This window comes from Rhodospira trueperi, from assembly GCF_900101965.1.
GTDB lineage: Bacteria > Pseudomonadota > Alphaproteobacteria > Rhodospirillales > Rhodospirillaceae > Rhodospira > Rhodospira trueperi.
In genome coordinates this window covers 581,597-597,489 of record NZ_FNAP01000001.1, presented here as the reverse complement: position 1 = coordinate 597,489, position 15,893 = coordinate 581,597, and the positions used below count along the sequence as shown (strand labels likewise).

14 protein-coding genes and 1 riboswitch are annotated in these 15,893 nt (G+C 68.4%); of the genes, 12 read left to right on the top strand and 2 right to left on the bottom strand.

Translation table 11 applies throughout. The features are described 5' to 3' along the window. Positions 1–106 precede the first annotated feature (106 nt). The gene (locus BLS85_RS02740; protein WP_176793291.1) at positions 107–745 is read left to right on the top strand and encodes an SOUL family heme-binding protein; all 639 of its coding nucleotides are present in this window, start codon (positions 107–109) and stop codon (positions 743–745) included. On the opposite strand, the gene BLS85_RS02735 is transcribed toward BLS85_RS02740, so the two are convergent. Then, positions 729–6,050 carry an alpha-2-macroglobulin gene (locus BLS85_RS02735; RefSeq protein WP_092781670.1) on the bottom strand — a complete coding sequence of 1,774 codons (5,322 nt, stop codon included), beginning with the start codon at positions 6,048–6,050 and terminating at the stop codon, positions 729–731. The genes BLS85_RS02740 and BLS85_RS02735 overlap by 17 nt on opposite strands. Positions 6,051–6,439: 389 nt before the next feature. Between BLS85_RS02735 and BLS85_RS02730 the strand changes: the two genes are divergently transcribed. The 6 genes from BLS85_RS02730 to BLS85_RS02705 all read left to right on the top strand — a co-directional run bounded on the left by BLS85_RS02730 (position 6,440) and on the right by BLS85_RS02705 (position 11,581). Further along, entirely contained in the window at positions 6,440–7,123 is a 684-nt protein-coding gene (locus tag BLS85_RS02730; RefSeq protein WP_092781667.1) for an O-methyltransferase, read from the top strand. A 92-nt stretch (positions 7,124–7,215) separates the two neighbouring features. After that, positions 7,216–8,343: a UDP-3-O-(3-hydroxymyristoyl)glucosamine N-acyltransferase gene (gene lpxD / locus BLS85_RS02725; RefSeq protein ID WP_092781664.1), complete on the top strand. Its 1,128-nt coding sequence runs from the start codon at positions 7,216–7,218 to the stop codon at positions 8,341–8,343. Beyond that, entirely contained in the window at positions 8,340–8,591 is a 252-nt protein-coding gene (locus BLS85_RS02720) for an acyl carrier protein (protein WP_092781662.1), read from the top strand. Before lpxD ends, BLS85_RS02720 begins: the two co-directional genes overlap by 4 nt. 48 nt (positions 8,592–8,639) lie before the next feature. After that, positions 8,640–9,854, top strand: a complete 1,215-nt coding sequence (locus BLS85_RS02715) for a beta-ketoacyl-[acyl-carrier-protein] synthase family protein (protein WP_092781659.1) — start codon at positions 8,640–8,642, stop codon at positions 9,852–9,854. 51 nt (positions 9,855–9,905) lie between these two features. Further along, a riboswitch (TPP riboswitch) is annotated at positions 9,906–10,027 on the top strand. Next, complete coding sequence (locus BLS85_RS02710) at positions 10,023–10,835, top strand: ABC transporter ATP-binding protein (RefSeq protein ID WP_092781656.1); 813 nt, start codon at positions 10,023–10,025, stop codon at positions 10,833–10,835. It overlaps the preceding riboswitch by 5 nt. Beyond that, positions 10,832–11,581: an ABC transporter permease gene (locus BLS85_RS02705; protein WP_092781654.1), complete on the top strand. Its 750-nt coding sequence runs from the start codon at positions 10,832–10,834 to the stop codon at positions 11,579–11,581. Before BLS85_RS02710 ends, BLS85_RS02705 begins: the two co-directional genes overlap by 4 nt. Before the next feature lie 22 nt (positions 11,582–11,603). Here the strand turns inward: BLS85_RS02705 and BLS85_RS02700 are convergent, their stop codons facing one another. Next, complete coding sequence (locus BLS85_RS02700; RefSeq protein ID WP_092781651.1) at positions 11,604–11,813, bottom strand: YdcH family protein; 210 nt, start codon at positions 11,811–11,813, stop codon at positions 11,604–11,606. Between the two features lie 243 nt (positions 11,814–12,056). Between BLS85_RS02700 and BLS85_RS02695 the strand changes: the two genes are divergently transcribed. From BLS85_RS02695 to BLS85_RS02675, 5 genes are all read left to right on the top strand, one after another. Beyond that, positions 12,057–13,151, top strand: a complete 1,095-nt coding sequence (locus tag BLS85_RS02695) for an ATP-dependent 6-phosphofructokinase (RefSeq protein WP_092782154.1) — start codon at positions 12,057–12,059, stop codon at positions 13,149–13,151. Positions 13,152–13,206: 55 nt separating this feature from the next. Beyond that, positions 13,207–13,596: a fluoride efflux transporter CrcB gene (crcB, locus tag BLS85_RS02690; protein WP_092781648.1), complete on the top strand. Its 390-nt coding sequence runs from the start codon at positions 13,207–13,209 to the stop codon at positions 13,594–13,596. 79 nt (positions 13,597–13,675) lie between these two features. Next, the gene (locus BLS85_RS02685) at positions 13,676–14,674 is read left to right on the top strand and encodes an RluA family pseudouridine synthase (protein ID WP_092781645.1); all 999 of its coding nucleotides are present in this window, start codon (positions 13,676–13,678) and stop codon (positions 14,672–14,674) included. Then, positions 14,671–15,105, top strand: a complete 435-nt coding sequence (locus tag BLS85_RS02680) for a DUF2059 domain-containing protein (RefSeq protein ID WP_092781643.1) — start codon at positions 14,671–14,673, stop codon at positions 15,103–15,105. The genes BLS85_RS02685 and BLS85_RS02680 overlap by 4 nt, the downstream gene beginning before the upstream one ends. After that, entirely contained in the window at positions 15,102–15,818 is a 717-nt protein-coding gene (locus BLS85_RS02675) for an HAD-IA family hydrolase (protein ID WP_245699045.1), read from the top strand. The genes BLS85_RS02680 and BLS85_RS02675 overlap by 4 nt, the downstream gene beginning before the upstream one ends. Positions 15,819–15,893 lie beyond the last annotated feature (75 nt).

The window sequence follows — 15,893 nt, the reverse complement described above, 5'->3', positions numbered from 1 at the left end:
ACACGGGGCATGAAACGGCAATGACCCGAAGGGTACGCTCGTCATGAAACGCATGCTTCTCGTCAGTGCCGTCGTTGGTCTCACTATAGTGATCGGAGGAGGACTGATGGCCGGCTCACAGATTTTGGGCGACCGTTCCGGGACCGAGGAACCCGCCTATACTGTTCAGGCCCGCCTGGGCGAAGCCATGGAAATCCGCCGCTACGGTGAACGGGTGGCCGTCGAGACCGACATGGGCGACGGCGGCGGCCGCCCCTTCATGCGGCTGTACGACTACATCACCGGCGCCAACACGGGCACGCGCAAAATCGCGATGACCGTGCCGGTGGCGATGGAGCCCGAGGAGGGCGCGACCATCGCCATGACCACGCCGGTCGAGATGGCCAACAAGCCCGGGCAGGCGCGCTTCATCCGCTTCATGCTGCCAGCGGACTACACCATCGACACCGCGCCGCAGCCCACGAACCCGAGGGTGCGTCTGGTGGCCCTGCCGGCACAGGACGTGGCCGTGCGGCGCTTCAGTGGCTGGCGCTCAACCCCCTCTGAGCGGCGCAACACCCGCATTCTGCGCGACCGTCTGGCGCACAGCGACTGGCGCGCCAGCGGGCCACCGGTGACGTGGGTTTATGACCCGATCTGGACCGTGCCCTTCCTGCGCCGCAACGAGATCGCCATTCCGGTGGATAGGGCGTCGGCCGCGAACGATGCGGCCGACGCGGGGGCAAAGGTCAGCGCGGGACAATGATCATCTGATCGGCCGCGTCCCGCGCGCGCAGATCGGGCCGGTACATGGACTCGACGAAAACCCCGGGCATGGTGAACACGCCCGGGGTCACCGCGCGCGCCAGATAGGCGATGGTGAAGGACGGATCCTTTCGGGTCACGGGGATCGAGGCGACGAAGCGGTCGTCGCGCAGTTCCACATGGTCGGTGCGGTCAAGGTCGGGCAGCCAGCTCATACCCTCGATTCCCCGTCCCTCGCCGACGGCGGCATTCTCCAGCACCAGCCCGGCCGGCAAAAGATCGACCACCAGCAGGTGGTGCGTGCGCCCGTCGCCCAGCGCGGTCGGATCGGTGGCCTCGCCCGAGATCAGCGCCACCATCAGGTCGCTCTGATTCACATCCTGCGGATCGATGCGCCGGCCTTCCAGGGTGTAGAAGGTCCGCGTGACCGACAGACCGTTCTGGAGGGCGGGTTGCGGGCGGGTCGGCATGCCGTCGCCGCTCACCAGCATGGTGACCACGCCGGGACCAGTGTTCTCCACGGTGATCCCGTCGGCCACCTGCTCAATGGAGGGTGTGACAAGGGCCAGTCCAGTACCGATGGGGGATGCCTCGGCGCCCTCGATGCTCACGGACAACGGCCCCTGCAACTCCCGCATCGCGGCGGCCGCCATCACCAGCCGGGCCTGTTCCTGGGTGCTGAGATGGGGGCGGGCCATGCGCTCCCGGGCCAGATCCTCGACACGGGCCAGCGGGTCGCCGATGCCGGACTCGGCCATCAGCGCCACGGTGGTGGCCATATCGCGCAAGTCCGAGCCGTAGGGATCGCGATCCTGCTCGGCGTCGGTCATCGACGACAGCAGCACGGACGGTTGAACGGCCGCGTCGAAGGCCGACATGGCCCGCTTCGTGTCGCCGATCATGGCCAGCGCAGCGCCCAGGTGCGCGCGGGGCAAGGGCGCCGGCATGCGGTTCAGGTACGCATCGTGGACGTAGCGCAGGGCGCCCGGATCGGCCACGCCCGCCCGCGCCAGAACATACAGGGCGTAGGTCCGCGCCGGCAGGGCCTCGTCCGGGAAGTCGAGGCCGACCACGGTGTCTTCCAGGAAGTTCAGCGCGCGGTCGAGGGCGAAGGCCGGCACATGGTGTCCGGTCTCGTGGGCGCGCAACAGGAACTCCGTGGCATAGGCGGACAGCCAGACCTGTCGTTCTCCGCCGCCCCACAGGCTGAAGCCGCCGATGCCGTCCTGACGGGCCACGACGCGGGCGACGGCGTCCGCGACGCGGGTTTCCAGGTCCTTCGGGTCATCCGGATCGAGGATGCCGGCCGCCGCCGCCACGTCCGCGACCACCAGCAGCGGCAGCGCCCGGCTGACGGTCTGTTCCACGCAGCCATAGGGATAGCGGTCCAGGTCGCGCAGCAGACCCGCCAGCCCCAGGTTGGGCAGGGTGGACAGGCTGACCGACAGGCTGGCGCTTTCCGGCGCCAGATCGTCCAGCACGGCCGGATCGACCGGCAGGCTCTGGCCCGGCTCCAGGCGCTGGGCCACGGCGCGGGTCTCGCGCGTTGCCGCCGGCCGCGTGGACAGGCCCCAGCTCTGCGCGACCACCTTGCCGTCGGGCGCGGTGATGGATAGGGCCACGGTGCCGCCGCCGATGTGGTCGCCCTTCAGGGTGACGACATGCTCGGCGCGGCCGCCGGTGGGGATGGAGAGCGTAGCGGTGCCGTTCGAAGCCACGCCGACACTCCCCGTCGTTTCGACCGCGACGGTCCAGTCGCCACCCGGCCCCTCGACATTGTCGAGGGTGATGTGCAGGGCGGCGCGGTCTTCGGGCGCCAGGAAGCGGGGCAGGGTGACCAGCGACACCATGCGGTCGCGGATGGTCACGTCGGCCTCGCCGTGGCCGACCCCGCGCGCGTCGTAGGCCGCCGCCATGACGCGCACGCGGCCGTTGAAGGCGGGAATGTCCACGCGCACGGTGGCGCGGCCGTCGTCGTCCAGGTCCACGGGACCGGAGAAGAACGCCAGCGGCTTGACCGTCTTGTCGGGCAGGCCTGGGGCATGGCGTCCGGCCGCGTCGCCGCCGGTGCGCAACCGGCCAAAGGTGGCGTCGCGGCCGTCGATCAGCGCGCCGTAGGCGTCACGCAGTTCCACGCCCAGGCGGCGCTTGCCGTGGTAGAAGGCGTCCGGACGCGGCGTCTGGAATCCGGTCAGTTGCAGGATCCCCTCATCGACCACGGCCACCGTGACCCGGGTGTCGGGGCTGGCATTGGCCACGGAGATCGGGATCTCCAGCGGCCCGCGCGGGCGCATCGTCTCCGGCGTGTCAAGCGTGACATCAAGCGTGCGGTCGGCCATGTCCACGGCGACCCACTGCACACCCACGGCGCGGCCGGGGCCGCGTGCGGTGTCGGTGCCCGGCCGAAACAGGGTGGCGGTGACATAGGCGCCCGCGCCCCAGGCCTCGGTGACCGGCAGGTCGACGACGAGCCCGTCCTCCGGAACGGAAACGGTGCGCGTGTCCAGCACGTCCTGCCCCAATACGGTGACGAGGGCCTCGCCCGCGAACGGCGGGTCCAGCGCCACGCGGGCCGTGTCGCCGACGGCATAGGTGTCGGATTCGCTGGTCATGCGCAGGGTGTCGGGGGTGTCCTGGGCGCCCGGCCCGGCCACCCGCCAGCCGGCGCGGAAGCGCAGGCTGGAGACGGCGCCGCTGGCCATGTCGGCGACCTCGACGCGGTAGCGGCCCCAGTCCACCGGCAGGGAAACCTCGACGAGGCCGTCGACGCCGGTGGTCAGGTCGCGGGAGTCAAGCCGGCGGTCGCGTACGACCGCGCGATAGCGCCAGCCGTCGCCCTCCTGGTACCACTGGTAGTCCCAGTCCTCGGCATAGTGGATCAGGCGCAGGGTGCGGTTGGCCAGCGGTTCGCCGCTGGCATCCACAGCCAGCACGCGGAACTCGGCGCGGCTATCCTCGTCTGTCGCGCCGCCCTCGAATAGAGGGTCCAGGCCGACAAGGGAGTCGCGCACGCGCACCGGGACCGAGACGGCGCGGTTGGTCGGCCGCCCGCCGGGTTCGAGCACGGTCACCCGCACAAGCGCGGACAAGGGCAGGGTGGTGTCCGGGACCTCATCCAGCATCGCCTCGACCCGGGTGCGGCCCTGGTCGTCGGTGTCGGCGATGGTCAGATCCGAGCGCCACGGCTCGAACCGCTCGTCGGCGAGACCGAACGAGAAGTCCTTGAACGTGTCGCCGAAGGGCTGGGGCTCGGCCCGCAGGATCATCTCGGCCTCGGCGGCCAGACCGCCGGCCGGGGCGCCGTAGAGATAGCGGGCCTCGACGCCGACGGGCACGGTTCCGTCCGGGCGCAGCACGGCGTTTTCGGCGGCCGCAAGCAGCACCTCCATGCGGGCGGGTGCGAAGTCCTCAAGCTGGAACGTTGCGCGGCCGATGGCCGGTCCCTCCGGCTCGGCGTGGGCGGTCACGGTCCAGGCGCCGACCCGGTCGGAGTCGCTGGTCGGCAGGCGCACATGCGCGCCACCGCCGGAATCGGGGGTGACCACCTCGCGGTGGACCTCGACGCCGTCCGGGCGCATGACCTTGAGCGTCAAAGGCAGGCCGGTGACGGCCATCGCGCGGTCGTCGCGCAGCAGCGCCATCAGTTCGACCGTCTCACCCGGACGGTAGATGCCGCGTTCGAGGTACAGATAGGCATCCAGCGGGCCGGGCGCCTCGCGCCCGCCGATTCCCCGGTCGGACAGATCCAGCGCCGGACGGCCCAGGTCAAGGAACGCGCCGTCCTGACCGTTCGCCAGGGTCGCGGCCAAGTGGGACGGGCTGTTGCCTCCCTCGCCCTTCAGCAGGCCGGCCGGCAGGCGGGCGAGGCCGTCGGCGTCCGTCACGGCGGTGCCCAGGACGTCGTTGTTGCGGGCGATCAGAGCGATCTCGACGCCGGGCAGCGGCCGGGCCGTTTCCAGCGAGCGCGCCGCAACCATCACCTCGCGGTCGCCGTGGAAGGTCTGAAGGCCGATGTCAGTGACCAGAACCCATTGCGTCGGGCGATCCTGCCAGTGCTCGGGCGGTCGCGAAGCGATGGTCGCCGTCACCGCGTACAGGCCCGGTTCTGGGTTGGGCACCGCCTCGGCGAAGGGCACCGCGCTGCGGCGTTGACGGTTGGGCTCGTAGGGCGTGTCCATCTCACCGGACCACACCAGCTCCCCGGTTTCCTCGCGCAGGGTACTGGCCGCCCAGCCGGCCAGGTTCTGGAAAACGTCGCGAGTGTTCAGAGCCCGCGCCAACCCGCGTGCGGGCAGGCGGTAGATCTCCAGGGTTACCCGCTCGACGTTCACGGTTTCCAGGGGCAGGCCCTGACCGCCGCGCGCCGGCAGCACATGGGAGTCCCCGACGAAGGCCACGCGTGGAGCGCGGTTGGGAATTTCGATCCCCCAGTCCTGGGTTTCTCCCAATGTGACTCCGCCGGCCAGAGGCAGTCCCTTCCGCGTCGTCACGGTCACCTCGGACCCGTGGGGAAAACCCGAGACGCACAGCGCGCCGCCGTCCGTCCGTGCCACGAGGTCCTCGGTGGGGTCGACGGCCACGAAATCCTCGTAACGCACCGAACCGTCGTCCACGGTCTCGGCGGTGAACGTCAGGCAGATCTCGGGCACGTCCTGTTCGATGCGGCCCGTCATCTTGGCCAGCACGGGAGTGCTGCCCGCGAGGTCGGCCAGCCGGTTCCGGGTGTCGGCATCGTCGAGATAGGCCAGCGCGGCCTGATAAAAGGTGATCGCCAGTGACCGGTCGCCAACGTGGGCCGCCACCTCTCCCAGCAGCGTCAGGGCTGCGGTCCGGTCGTTGTCGCGGTTGGCTGTGGCGAAGGCGGTCCAGGCAGCCAGCACGCCGTCGCGCGATCGGGGGTCAAGCTTGAGGCGGAGCACGGCCAGGGAACGCCAGCGATCCGAATCCTGGTCACCGCCAGCATCAATATAGTCCTCCAGGGCGCGGATGGCGTCGCGGTCCCGGTCGTGCTGGATGGCCGCGCTGTAGCGGTCCAGCGCGTCCCGGCGCAGATCCCAGGAGTCGTCGTTCGGGGTTCGCGCCAGCAGGTCTCGCGCGTGGGCCCGGGCGTCCCGGGACAGTGGTCTCAGCCGCTCCTGCTGATGCATCTGTGTGACAAGAGGGGAGGCGGATGCGGGCAGATCGTCGGCCCGGGCCGACGCGATGGGCGCCGCCAAGCCCAGCCCGAACGCCCACAGGCCGATCAGAACGGGGATCAGGACATCGGAGCGCCACCAGACGCGGCGCGGCTTCGTGGACCGGATCATGCCCTCATTCTCCTCGTCTCGCGTGGCGGAGCGCGACGCCTGACGGTTCGCGGCGGCCGCTTAGGTCGATCATTGGCCGAACCCTATCGCTCGAATGTGGCAAAGGTGGGTTGGCCGAAAGACTCCCAAGGGGGGCTTGGGCGGCGATGCCGAACGAGACCCATTTCCGAGCGATCCGGATCGGATCGCGACGACGGTTTGTCTACAATCCAAGAATTGGAGCGTGTTGCGTGATTCAGGACCCATGCAACGCTCCCTAGGAGCGGCACGGGTCGTCCGAAGGATTCCCTTGGCGGGGGTGGGTGCGAGCGGTATCGTCCGCCCTCCGCCGTCGGAGATGGCCCATGGCGGGGTCATCACCGTATTCAGGATTGATCCGAGGAGCTTCCATGGGCCTGACCCGTTACCTTCGCAACCGCTCCGCCAGCGTGCTCGGGCCGGTGATTGACGAGTTGGTCTTTCTGGACCTGTTCCGGGACGCCCTGCGTGAGCTTGAACTTCCCTTCATCTATCGGCCATTCGGGGCCGGTGCGAACGCTTCAATGCTTTTTCTGACGCTGCGGTGCGTGCAGTTGCACCAGCCGGCCCGTGTGCTTGACCTGGGGGCTGGCCAGACCTCCCTGCTGTTGGATGCGCTGGGCGCGGCCCATCCGATGGAAGTCCACACCATCGAGGGGGATCCCGGTTGGCATGCCGACATCAGTGGACGGGTGAGGCATGCGGTTCACCTGTGTCCTGTGGAGATGCGCCGATGGGGGCGGAACGGCTTTCCGGCATACCGTTTGCCGCCGACGATCCTTCAGGAGCCCTTTGACCTGGTTTTGGTTGATGGGCCTGGCGGGGCTCGGAGGTTTGGCCGCGCGGGGGTGCTTGACGTCATCCCTGCGGCGCTGAGTCCGAGCGGCGTGGTCGTGTTCGATGATGCCGACCGGCGCGGTGAGCGCGAGACCATTGCCGCCGCCGAGGCGCGTCTGGTGGAGGCCGGGCGGCGGATGCGGCGTCAGACCATCCGGGCGCGCGGGTGCCAAGTGTTGCTCGCGCCCGAGGACACACCATGGCTGGGGCGCGTGTGAGGTGTTAGCGTGCCCGTTGCCTTGTCGGGAACTAGGCCCTATGGTCACCCAAACTTGACCACGCGCCCCGCCTGAACCGGATCGTATCTTATATGATGACCGCAGCCGAATTGGCCGCACTGTTGCGCGCTGAACTCCATGGGGACGGGGCGCTGGCCGTCCGCCGTCCCTGCCATCCGGCCGAGGCCCGGTCGGCGGAGGATGTCGCCGTGGCCATGGACCACGCCCTTCTGCCCCTGCTGAAGGACTGTCCGGCGCGCGTCGCGATGGTCAGGGCGGATCGTGTCGGGGACGTGCCCGAGGGCGCCGTTGACGCCGTCATCGCCGTGGGGCGACCGCCGATGGCCATGGCCGGCTTGACGGCGGCCTTCGCGCCGGCGCCGCCGGTGGCGCTCGGGGTCCATCCCAGCGCGGTGGTCGAGGACGGCGCTGTTCTGGGGGTCGATGTCGCCATCGGGCCGTTCGTTTATGTCGCGGCTGGGGCGGAGATCGGCGACCGCACCGTGCTGTGCTCGCATGTCAGCGTTGGAGCCGGCGCGCGCATCGGGCCGAACGGCCTGATCCATTCCGGAGCGCGCATCGGTTCGGGGTGCACCATCGGCGCCCGCGTGATCATCCATCATAATGCCAGTCTGGCGGCGGACGGGTTCAGCTTCGTCACGCCGGAGAAGGGCAGCGTCGAAAGCGCCAAGGAAACCGGGCGCGTCGAGGCCACCAATACCGGACTCGTGCGCATTCATTCGCTGGCCGCCGTCACCGTGGGCGACGATGTCGAAATCGGCGCCAATGCCTGCCTGGATCGGGGCACGCTGAGCGACACCCGCATCGGCGATCACACAAAGATCGACGACCTCGTTCTGATCGGCCATAACGTCAAGGTGGGCTCCCACTGCATGCTGTGTGGCCGCGTGGGTATCGCCGGGAGCGCCGAGATCGGGAATCGCGTCGTGCTGGCGGGCGGCGTCGGAGTGGCGGATCACGTCACGATCGGCGATGATGCCGTGGTTGCTGCCGGCAGCGGTGTGGGCAACAGTCTGAAGGGGCGGGCAGTCTATTACGGGTATCCGGCGGTCGAGCGCGAGCGGGCGTTCGAAACTCATATGCTCGTCGGACGGCTCAAGAGCCTCTTCAAGGACGTCAAGGCTCTCAAGGCTGCGGTGGGCGCCGCCGGTGTGTCGATGGGGCGTACACAAGACCAAAGGGACGGTCGGGAACAATGAGCGATCTGGAACAAAAGATTTTCGATATCGTCGTCGACAAGACCGAGGTGCCGCGCGAGCGTTTGACGCGCAACGCGAGCATCAAGGACCTGGAGATCTCATCCCTCGATTTCGTTGAAATCGTTTTCGCGGTCGAGGAAGAGTTTGATATCGAGATTCCCTATAACGCCAATACGTTGGACAGCGATTTCGGTACGTTGGGCGATGTCATTGATGCTGTCGCGGCCGAGGTCGCCAAACAGTCCTGATCGCCGTGCCTCTCGCTCGCAGTTCTTCGTGACCAGGATGCTCCACGCATGATCCGTGTCGCCATCACCGGCATGGGCGTCGTCTCCGCCATCGGAAACGACGTCGAAACCTTCCGTCGGGCCTTACTTGACGGCCGCAACGGCCTGCTGCCGCCCGAGGGCATGGACGAGGTGCCCAAGGGCATTTCCGTCGTCGGTCAGGTGCGCGGGTTCGATGCCGAGGGGCGGCTGGGCAAGGATCGGCTGCCCTTGCTGGATCCGTTTGCGCAATTCGGTCTGGCTGCCGCCGACGAGGCCATTGCCATGGCGGGGCTCGATTTCCGCGCCGATCCCGAGGTCGGCCATCGCTCGGCCTGCATCATCGGCACCGGCGGGGCCGGCATCGCCACCCTTCAGGACGGCTTCACCCGCCTGTTCAAGGAAGGCAAGACACGGGTCAACCCGTTCACCGTGCCGCGGGCCATGGGCAATGCCGCGTGCAGCCATATCACCATGGCCCACGGCATCACCGGGCCGTCGTTCGCCGTCACGAGCGCCTGCGCCAGCGCCAACCACGCCATTGGCCTGGGTTTCCAAATGGTGCGGAGTGGCATGGCCGACCGCGCCGTGGTGGGCGGCACCGAGGCCCTGGTTAATTTCGGCAACCTGAAGGCCTGGGAAGCGTTGCGTGTGGTCTCCCGCGACACCTGCCGTCCGTTCAGCAAGGACCGCACCGGCATGGTGGTCGGCGAGGGCGCCGGCGTGTTCGTGATGGAGCGCTGGGAGGATGCCCAGGCGCGGGGCGCGACGATCCTGGCCGAGATGATCGGCTTCGGCATGAGCGCGGACGCCGGTGACATCACCTTCCCCTCCGTCGAGGGCGCGGCGCGATCCGTCCAGGCTTGTTTGGACGACGCCGGCTTGAGGCCCGGGGATGTGGACCACATCAACGCCCACGGCACCGCGACGACCGCCAATGATGCCACCGAGGCGAAGGTGATCCGGGCCGTGTTCGGGGATCATGCTGATCGTCTGCCGGTCTCCTCGACCAAGTCGGCGCACGGCCACGCGCTGGGCGCGGCCGGCGGTTTGGAACTGGTGGCCTGCATCGTGGCACTTCAGGAGGGGTTCATCCCGGCGACCCTGAACGTGACCGAGATTGATCCCGAGTGTCCGCTGGACGTGGTGGTGAATGAGGGCCGCCGCGTGCCCATCGTCACCGCGTTGTCCAACAGCTTTGCTTTCGGCGGCCTGAACGCCGTGCTGGCGGTGCGTAAGGCTTAGGTGTCAGCACCGGTCCTTGACCGGCCTGCGCGTGCTTGGCATTGTCACGAAACCAACACCTGGGGGAGCCGGCGTGTCCGGCTGAGAGGCTTCCAAACCCATGCGGGACGGGAAGCGACCCCTTGAACCTGATCCGGTTGAGACCGGCGGAGGGAAGGGTGAGCGACCATGACGCCTGATGGGCAGTCCACGACAGATCATTTTTCTGATCCCACGGCGCAGGCGGGTGCCGGCCTGGGGGTGCGCCTGTCGGGCGCCCACCTTTCGTATGACGACACGCGGCTGTTCGACGACCTGTCGCTGACCCTCACGGCGGGACGGATGACCGTTCTGCTGGGGCCGAGCGGAGTGGGCAAATCCACCGTGTTGCGGCTGCTGGCGGGACTGGAGGACGGCGCACACGCCCGTGCCACGATCCGCTGCGACGATGGCGGACCGCTGACCGGCCGGGTGGCTTACATGGCCCAGCGCGATTCTCTTCTTCCCTGGGCCAGCGTGCTCGACAACGCGGTGCTCGGTGCTCGGTTGCGCGGGGAGCCGTTGGGGCCGGCGCGAGATCGGGCACGCGCGCTGTTGGCCGAGGTCGGTCTGGGTGATCGTCTGGTTGACCGACCGGGTGCTTTGTCGGGCGGTATGCGCCAAAGGGTTTCGCTGGCCCGGGCGTTGATGGAAGACCGCCCGGTCGTGCTGATGGACGAGCCGTTCTCGGCGCTGGATTTTCTGACGCGGTTGCGTCTCCAGGACCTGACCGCTCGGTTGCTGGCGGGGCGGACGGTGTTGCTGGTGACGCACGACCCGTTGGAGGCGCTGAGGATGGGCCATGCGGTGCATGTGCTGCATGGTCGTCCGGCCACCCTCGACGAGGCCTTGGTCCCCCCGGGCGCGCCCCCCCGTGATCCGACCGATCGGGACGTCCTGGCCTTGCAGGGCGAGTTGCTGCACCGCCTCACAGGGGCCGGTCACGGGGGGGCCGTGGCATGATGAGGATCGTGCGTCCCGTCGTGACCATCTCCGGTTTGCTGGCGCTGTGGCACGGTGCCTACCTGCTGAACGGCCGGCGGAGCTACCTGTTGCCCTCTCCGTGGGAGACGCTCCAAACGGGCGTCGCGCGCTTCGACAGCCTGTGGGGCCACGCCCTGGTCACCTGGGGCGAGATTCTGCTCGGTCTGATGCTGGGGACTCTGCTGGGCACGATCTCGGCCGTGGTGTTGGTCTCGTGGGCGACGGCGCGGCGCTGGCTGATGCCGCTTCTGGTCGTCAGTCAGGCGGTGCCCGTGTTCGCATTGGCGCCGTTGTTGGTGCTGTGGCTGGGGTACGGCCTAGGGTCCAAGGTGGCCATGGCCACGCTCATCATCTATTTCCCCGTGGCCAGTGCGTTCCTGGATGGGCTGCGCCGCACCGAGCCCGGGTGGCTGGATCAGGCGCGCATGATGAACGCCGGGCGCTGGGCCACCCTGTGGCACCTCCGCCTGCCAGCGGCGCTGCCGGCCCTGGCCAGCGGGCTGCGCGTGGCCGCCGCCGTGGCGCCCATCGGCGCGGTGGTCGGCGAGTGGGTCGGATCCAGCGCCGGACTCGGCTATCTCATGCTGCACGCCAACGCGCGCATGCAAATCGACGTCATGTTCGCCGCGCTGGCCCTGCTGGCGGTGTTTTCCGTGGCGCTGTACCGGATCGTGGACGCGGCCATGCGCCGGCTGGTGTCCTGGCAGACGGAAACCAACGCATAGCCGGCGAACCGGCGAACCGGGCTCAGGCGATGATGTCGGGGGTCAGTTGCGCCTGCAGTCGGGCGATCTGGTCCTTGAGCCCGAGCTTGCGCTTCTTCAGCCGCTGAAGCTGCACCATGTCATAGGGCGCGGTCTCCATCAGGCGGGAGATGACCTCGTCAAGGTCGCGGTGTTCGATCATCAGCTCCTGCAACCGGTGGCGCAGGGCGTTGGTTTCTTCATCGTCGATCATGGGTGGTCGAAATCGGACTTTCACAAAATAACAGGCCAGACACGTCTTGCGTCCGGGCCCGAGACGAGGCATGTCCTGCCGAGATCAGGGGGCGTTGGTTCGGCATCCGCCGCATCCTGTTCGCCCAAGCTGGCGCAGACTATCAGAAAACCCGTGACCGCGACACGTTTGTTGGCGCACCCTGAGGGCCGCGCCGCGCAGAGGTCACGCGCAGGCACACCGGTTCCACAGCGGAGGATGGACATGGGGAAGGTTCGACGTCTTGGAGTCTTGACCAGCGGCGGTGACTGCGCCGGCCTGAATGCCGTGATTCGCGCGGTGACCTACAGGGCCGTGCGGACCTACGGCTGGAAGGTCTTTGGGATCATTGACGGCTCGACCGGATTGATGGAACGGCCGTTGCGGTATCGGGAACTTGATCTGGACATGTTCTCCGGCACCATGCTGCGCGAGGGCGGGACCTTCCTGGGCACGGTCAACCGCGGGGATCCGTTCAACTACCCCATGCCGGACGGCTCCACCAAGGACCGCTCGCTGGACTTCGTGGACGGGTTCAACAAGCTGGCCCTCGACGCGTTGATCGTCATCGGCGGCGACGGCTCGATGAAAATCCTCTCCCAGTTGTGCGCGGTCGGGGGCATCGGCATGGTGGGCGTGCCGAAGACCATCGATAACGACGTTCACGGCACCGATTTCGCCGTCGGCTTCACCACCGCCGTCAACGTGGTGACCGAGGCGCTGGACCGTCTGCATCCCACGGCCGCCAGTCATCATCGGGTGATGATCCTCGAGGTGATGGGCCGCGACGCCGGCCACATCGCCATCAACTCGGCCATTTCCGGCGGCGCCGACGTGGCCCTGATCCCGGAAGTCCCCTACCGGCTCGACAGCATCGCCCGCAAGATCGATGAGGTCATCCGCGAGGGCCGCAACCACGTCCTGATGGTGGTGGCCGAGGGCTGCAAGACCGAGGATGGCGAATTGGCGACCAAGGCCCAGTCCCATGGGCAGATGCGCTATGGCGGCATCGGTCAGTACCTGTCCGAACATATCTCCAACATGACCGACCTGGAAACGCGGGTCACCAGCTTGGGCCATGTCCAGCGCGGCGGAACACCCTCGACCCGCGACCGCCTGCTGGCGTCGGCGTTCGGTGTGCATGCGGTGGATATGGTGGCCGAGGGCAAGCTGAACCGCATGACGGCTTGGCAGGAGCGCGGCGTCACCGACGTGCCGCTGGAGGAGGTCTGCATCGGCCCTCGATCACTTGACCCGAACGGCACCCTGATCAAGGTGGCGCGCGGTCTGGGCATTTACGTGGGCGAGTCGGAGGCGTGACCGCGCATCGTGTTCGTTGGCGGGCATCCCTCGTCTGTTCGCGCCGGCTGGAGCGATGCCCGTGTCACCGTCTCTGATGGTTGCGGTGGCGGCCGGCGGCGCGGTCGGGGCCATCGCCCGGTACGTGGTGACCTCCGCGGTGCCGCGCCTGTTGGGGCATGGGTTCCCGTGGGGAACCTTTGTCGTCAACGTCCTGGGCTCCCTGCTGATGGGACTGCTGATCGATGTCATGGCGCGGCGTTGGTCGGCCCCGGCGGAGGCGCGGGTGTTCCTGGTGACGGGCTGCCTGGGTGCGTTCACCACGTTTTCGACGTTCTCCCTCGACGTTGTGACCCTCTACGAGCGCGGCGCCCTGTCGACCATGGCGCTCTATGTGGTCGGATCGGTCCTGGCGGGCATCATGGCGTTGTTCGCGGGGATGTGGCTCGGCCGCGCGTTGATTTAGAGCAAATCCCGAGCGATCCGGGGCGGATCGCGACGACGATTTGCTTCAATATCAATTCAGTAGACCGGAAGGACAAGCCGTGAGTGGAGTGCAGACCATACCGGTCGGGCCGGAGGATGCCGATCAGCGGCTCGACCGGTGGTTCCGGCGGCGCTTTCCCGATCTGTCGCACGGTCGGCTGGAAAAACTGCTGCGCACCGGGCAAGTGCGCGTGGATGGCGGCCGGGTCAAGGCGAGCACCCGGCTCACCGTCGGTCAGATGGTGCGCGTGCCGCCGCTGGACTCGTCGGCTCCGGTGAAGGAGGGCGGGGCGTCGTCGCGCCCCGTGTCGGCCCCCCGGTTTAGCGACGCTGACCTGAAGGACCTGCGCGCCGCCATTCTGCATCAGGATGATTGGCTGATCGTATTGAACAAGCCGGCGGGGCTGGCCACCCAGGGCGGGAGCGGCCTGTCCCGGCATCTTGACGCCATGCTGGATGGGCTGAAGCAACACCCTGGCGAAGAGCGGCCCCGGTTGGTCCATCGGCTCGACAAGGACACCTCGGGCGTACTGCTGCTGGCCCGCTCCGCCGCCGCCGCGCGCGCCCTGACCAAAGCGTTCCGCGATCGCGCCACGCGCAAGGTCTATTGGGCGCTGATGGTGGGCGTGCCGAAGCCGCGCGCCGGTACCATCCGGGCGCCGCTGGATAAGGAGGCCGGAACCCGGGGCGAGCGCATGGTTTGGAGCGAGGCGGACGGTAAGCCGGCGGTCACGGACTACAGGGTTTTGGACGACGCCGGACCCGTGAGCTGGGTGTGGATGGAACCCCGGACGGGCCGCACCCACCAGCTTCGCGCCCATGCCATGGTGCTGGGCACGCCCATCCTGGGCGACGGCAAGTACGGGGGGCAGGGGGCTTTCATCAGTGGGGTCGAGGTGCCCAGGCGGATGCACCTGCACGCCCGCCTGCTGGCCCTGCCGCACCCGGCCGGTGGGTCCCTGGTGGTCGAGGCGCCGTTGCCGCCGCACATGGCCGAGACGTTCCGGGCCTTCGGGTTTAATCCCAAGGACGCGCCACCGCTGGAGGATGGTCCGTGACCCGTGTGGTGATGATCTGTCTTGCGGTCCTCGCGATGGTATGGGCGCCGTGCGCGCTGGCCCTGGAGGATACGGCCGCCAACCGGTGGGCACAGGCCGTTCGCTACGAGCGCGCGGTGCCGACTGACGATGTCCTGGAGACCAGCGTCGTTCGCGTGGCGCGCATGCTGCCGCCCGAACACCGCCAGCCCTTCATAGACTATGCCGTTCTGAGGATTGATCGCGACGGTCTGCGCGACTCGGTTCTGACGGCGCTGACGGAGACCTTCTCGGCGGACGAGTTGCGGGCCATGGCGGACTTCTTCGGCTCTCCCGTCGGGCAATCGGTGGCCCGCAAGATGGGCCGGTACACGGAACGGGTCATGCCTCTGGTCATGACCGTCGTGCGGGCGACCGCGACGGGCTATGCCCGTGAACAGGAGGCCGAATGATGCCCGCCACAGCCGGGTCAGGGACTCTCCGTCTGGTCGTGTTCGACGTGGACGGCACCCTGGTGGACAGCCAGCATAACATCGTTGAGGCCATGCGCATGGCATGTGCGGCGGTCGGTCTGGCCGCGCCTTCGGACGAGGCCACCCGCTCGGTCATCGGCCTGTCGCTGGGCGAGGCGGTGGCGCGGGTGACGCCCGGGGCGTCGGAGTTGGACCGGCGCCGGGTCGAGGCCTCCTATAAGGAGGCGTTCGCCACCCTGCGTTTGCGTCCGGACCACCATGAACCCCTGTTCCCTGGTGTGCACGCGGTGTTGGACGCGCTGGAGGCGGTGGGGTGCGTTCTCGGACTGGCCACCGGCAAGTCGCGCCGGGGCGTGGCGTCCGTCATCGAGCGCCACGGTCTCGAGGGGCGTTTCGTCACCGTGCGGACGGCCGATGATGGCCCCGGCAAGCCGCATCCAGCGATGATGCGGGAGGCCATGGCCGAGGCCGGCGTCGAACCGGACAGCACGGCGATGGTCGGGGACACCACGTTCGACATTGAGATGGCGCGGGCCGCCGGGGCCGATCCGCTGGGCGTGGCGTGGGGGTACCATCCGCCGACGGCATTGATGGCAGCCGGCGCCCGTCTCGTGCTGCCGGATTTCGCGGCGCTTCCGGGCTGCCTGTCCTGGTCGGCCGGGTCCCCGCCGCGTCTGGCGGAGCGGGCCTGAGCCGCGTCATCCCGGCCACGCGCCCGCCCACGGAAGGCCACATTTTCGTCTTTTGGTGTCAGGAGCGGTATCGGT

Excerpts from the sequence above, each read along its gene's own strand:
- BLS85_RS02740 (WP_176793291.1), top strand. The coding sequence starts at position 107 with ATGGCCGGCTCACAGATTTTGGGCGACCGTTCCGGGACCGAGGAACCC.
- BLS85_RS02735 (WP_092781670.1), bottom strand. The coding sequence starts at position 6,050 with ATGATCCGGTCCACGAAGCCGCGCCGCGTCTGGTGGCGCTCCGATGTC.
- BLS85_RS02730 (WP_092781667.1), top strand. The coding sequence starts at position 6,440 with ATGGGCCTGACCCGTTACCTTCGCAACCGCTCCGCCAGCGTGCTCGGG.
- lpxD (WP_092781664.1), top strand. The coding sequence starts at position 7,216 with ATGATGACCGCAGCCGAATTGGCCGCACTGTTGCGCGCTGAACTCCAT.
- BLS85_RS02720 (WP_092781662.1), top strand. The coding sequence starts at position 8,340 with ATGAGCGATCTGGAACAAAAGATTTTCGATATCGTCGTCGACAAGACC.
- BLS85_RS02715 (WP_092781659.1), top strand. The coding sequence starts at position 8,640 with ATGATCCGTGTCGCCATCACCGGCATGGGCGTCGTCTCCGCCATCGGA.
- BLS85_RS02710 (WP_092781656.1), top strand. The coding sequence starts at position 10,023 with ATGACGCCTGATGGGCAGTCCACGACAGATCATTTTTCTGATCCCACG.
- BLS85_RS02705 (WP_092781654.1), top strand. The coding sequence starts at position 10,832 with ATGATGAGGATCGTGCGTCCCGTCGTGACCATCTCCGGTTTGCTGGCG.
- BLS85_RS02700 (WP_092781651.1), bottom strand. The coding sequence starts at position 11,813 with ATGATCGACGATGAAGAAACCAACGCCCTGCGCCACCGGTTGCAGGAG.
- BLS85_RS02695 (WP_092782154.1), top strand. The coding sequence starts at position 12,057 with ATGGGGAAGGTTCGACGTCTTGGAGTCTTGACCAGCGGCGGTGACTGC.
- crcB (WP_092781648.1), top strand. The coding sequence starts at position 13,207 with ATGCCCGTGTCACCGTCTCTGATGGTTGCGGTGGCGGCCGGCGGCGCG.
- BLS85_RS02675 (WP_245699045.1), top strand. The coding sequence starts at position 15,102 with ATGATGCCCGCCACAGCCGGGTCAGGGACTCTCCGTCTGGTCGTGTTC.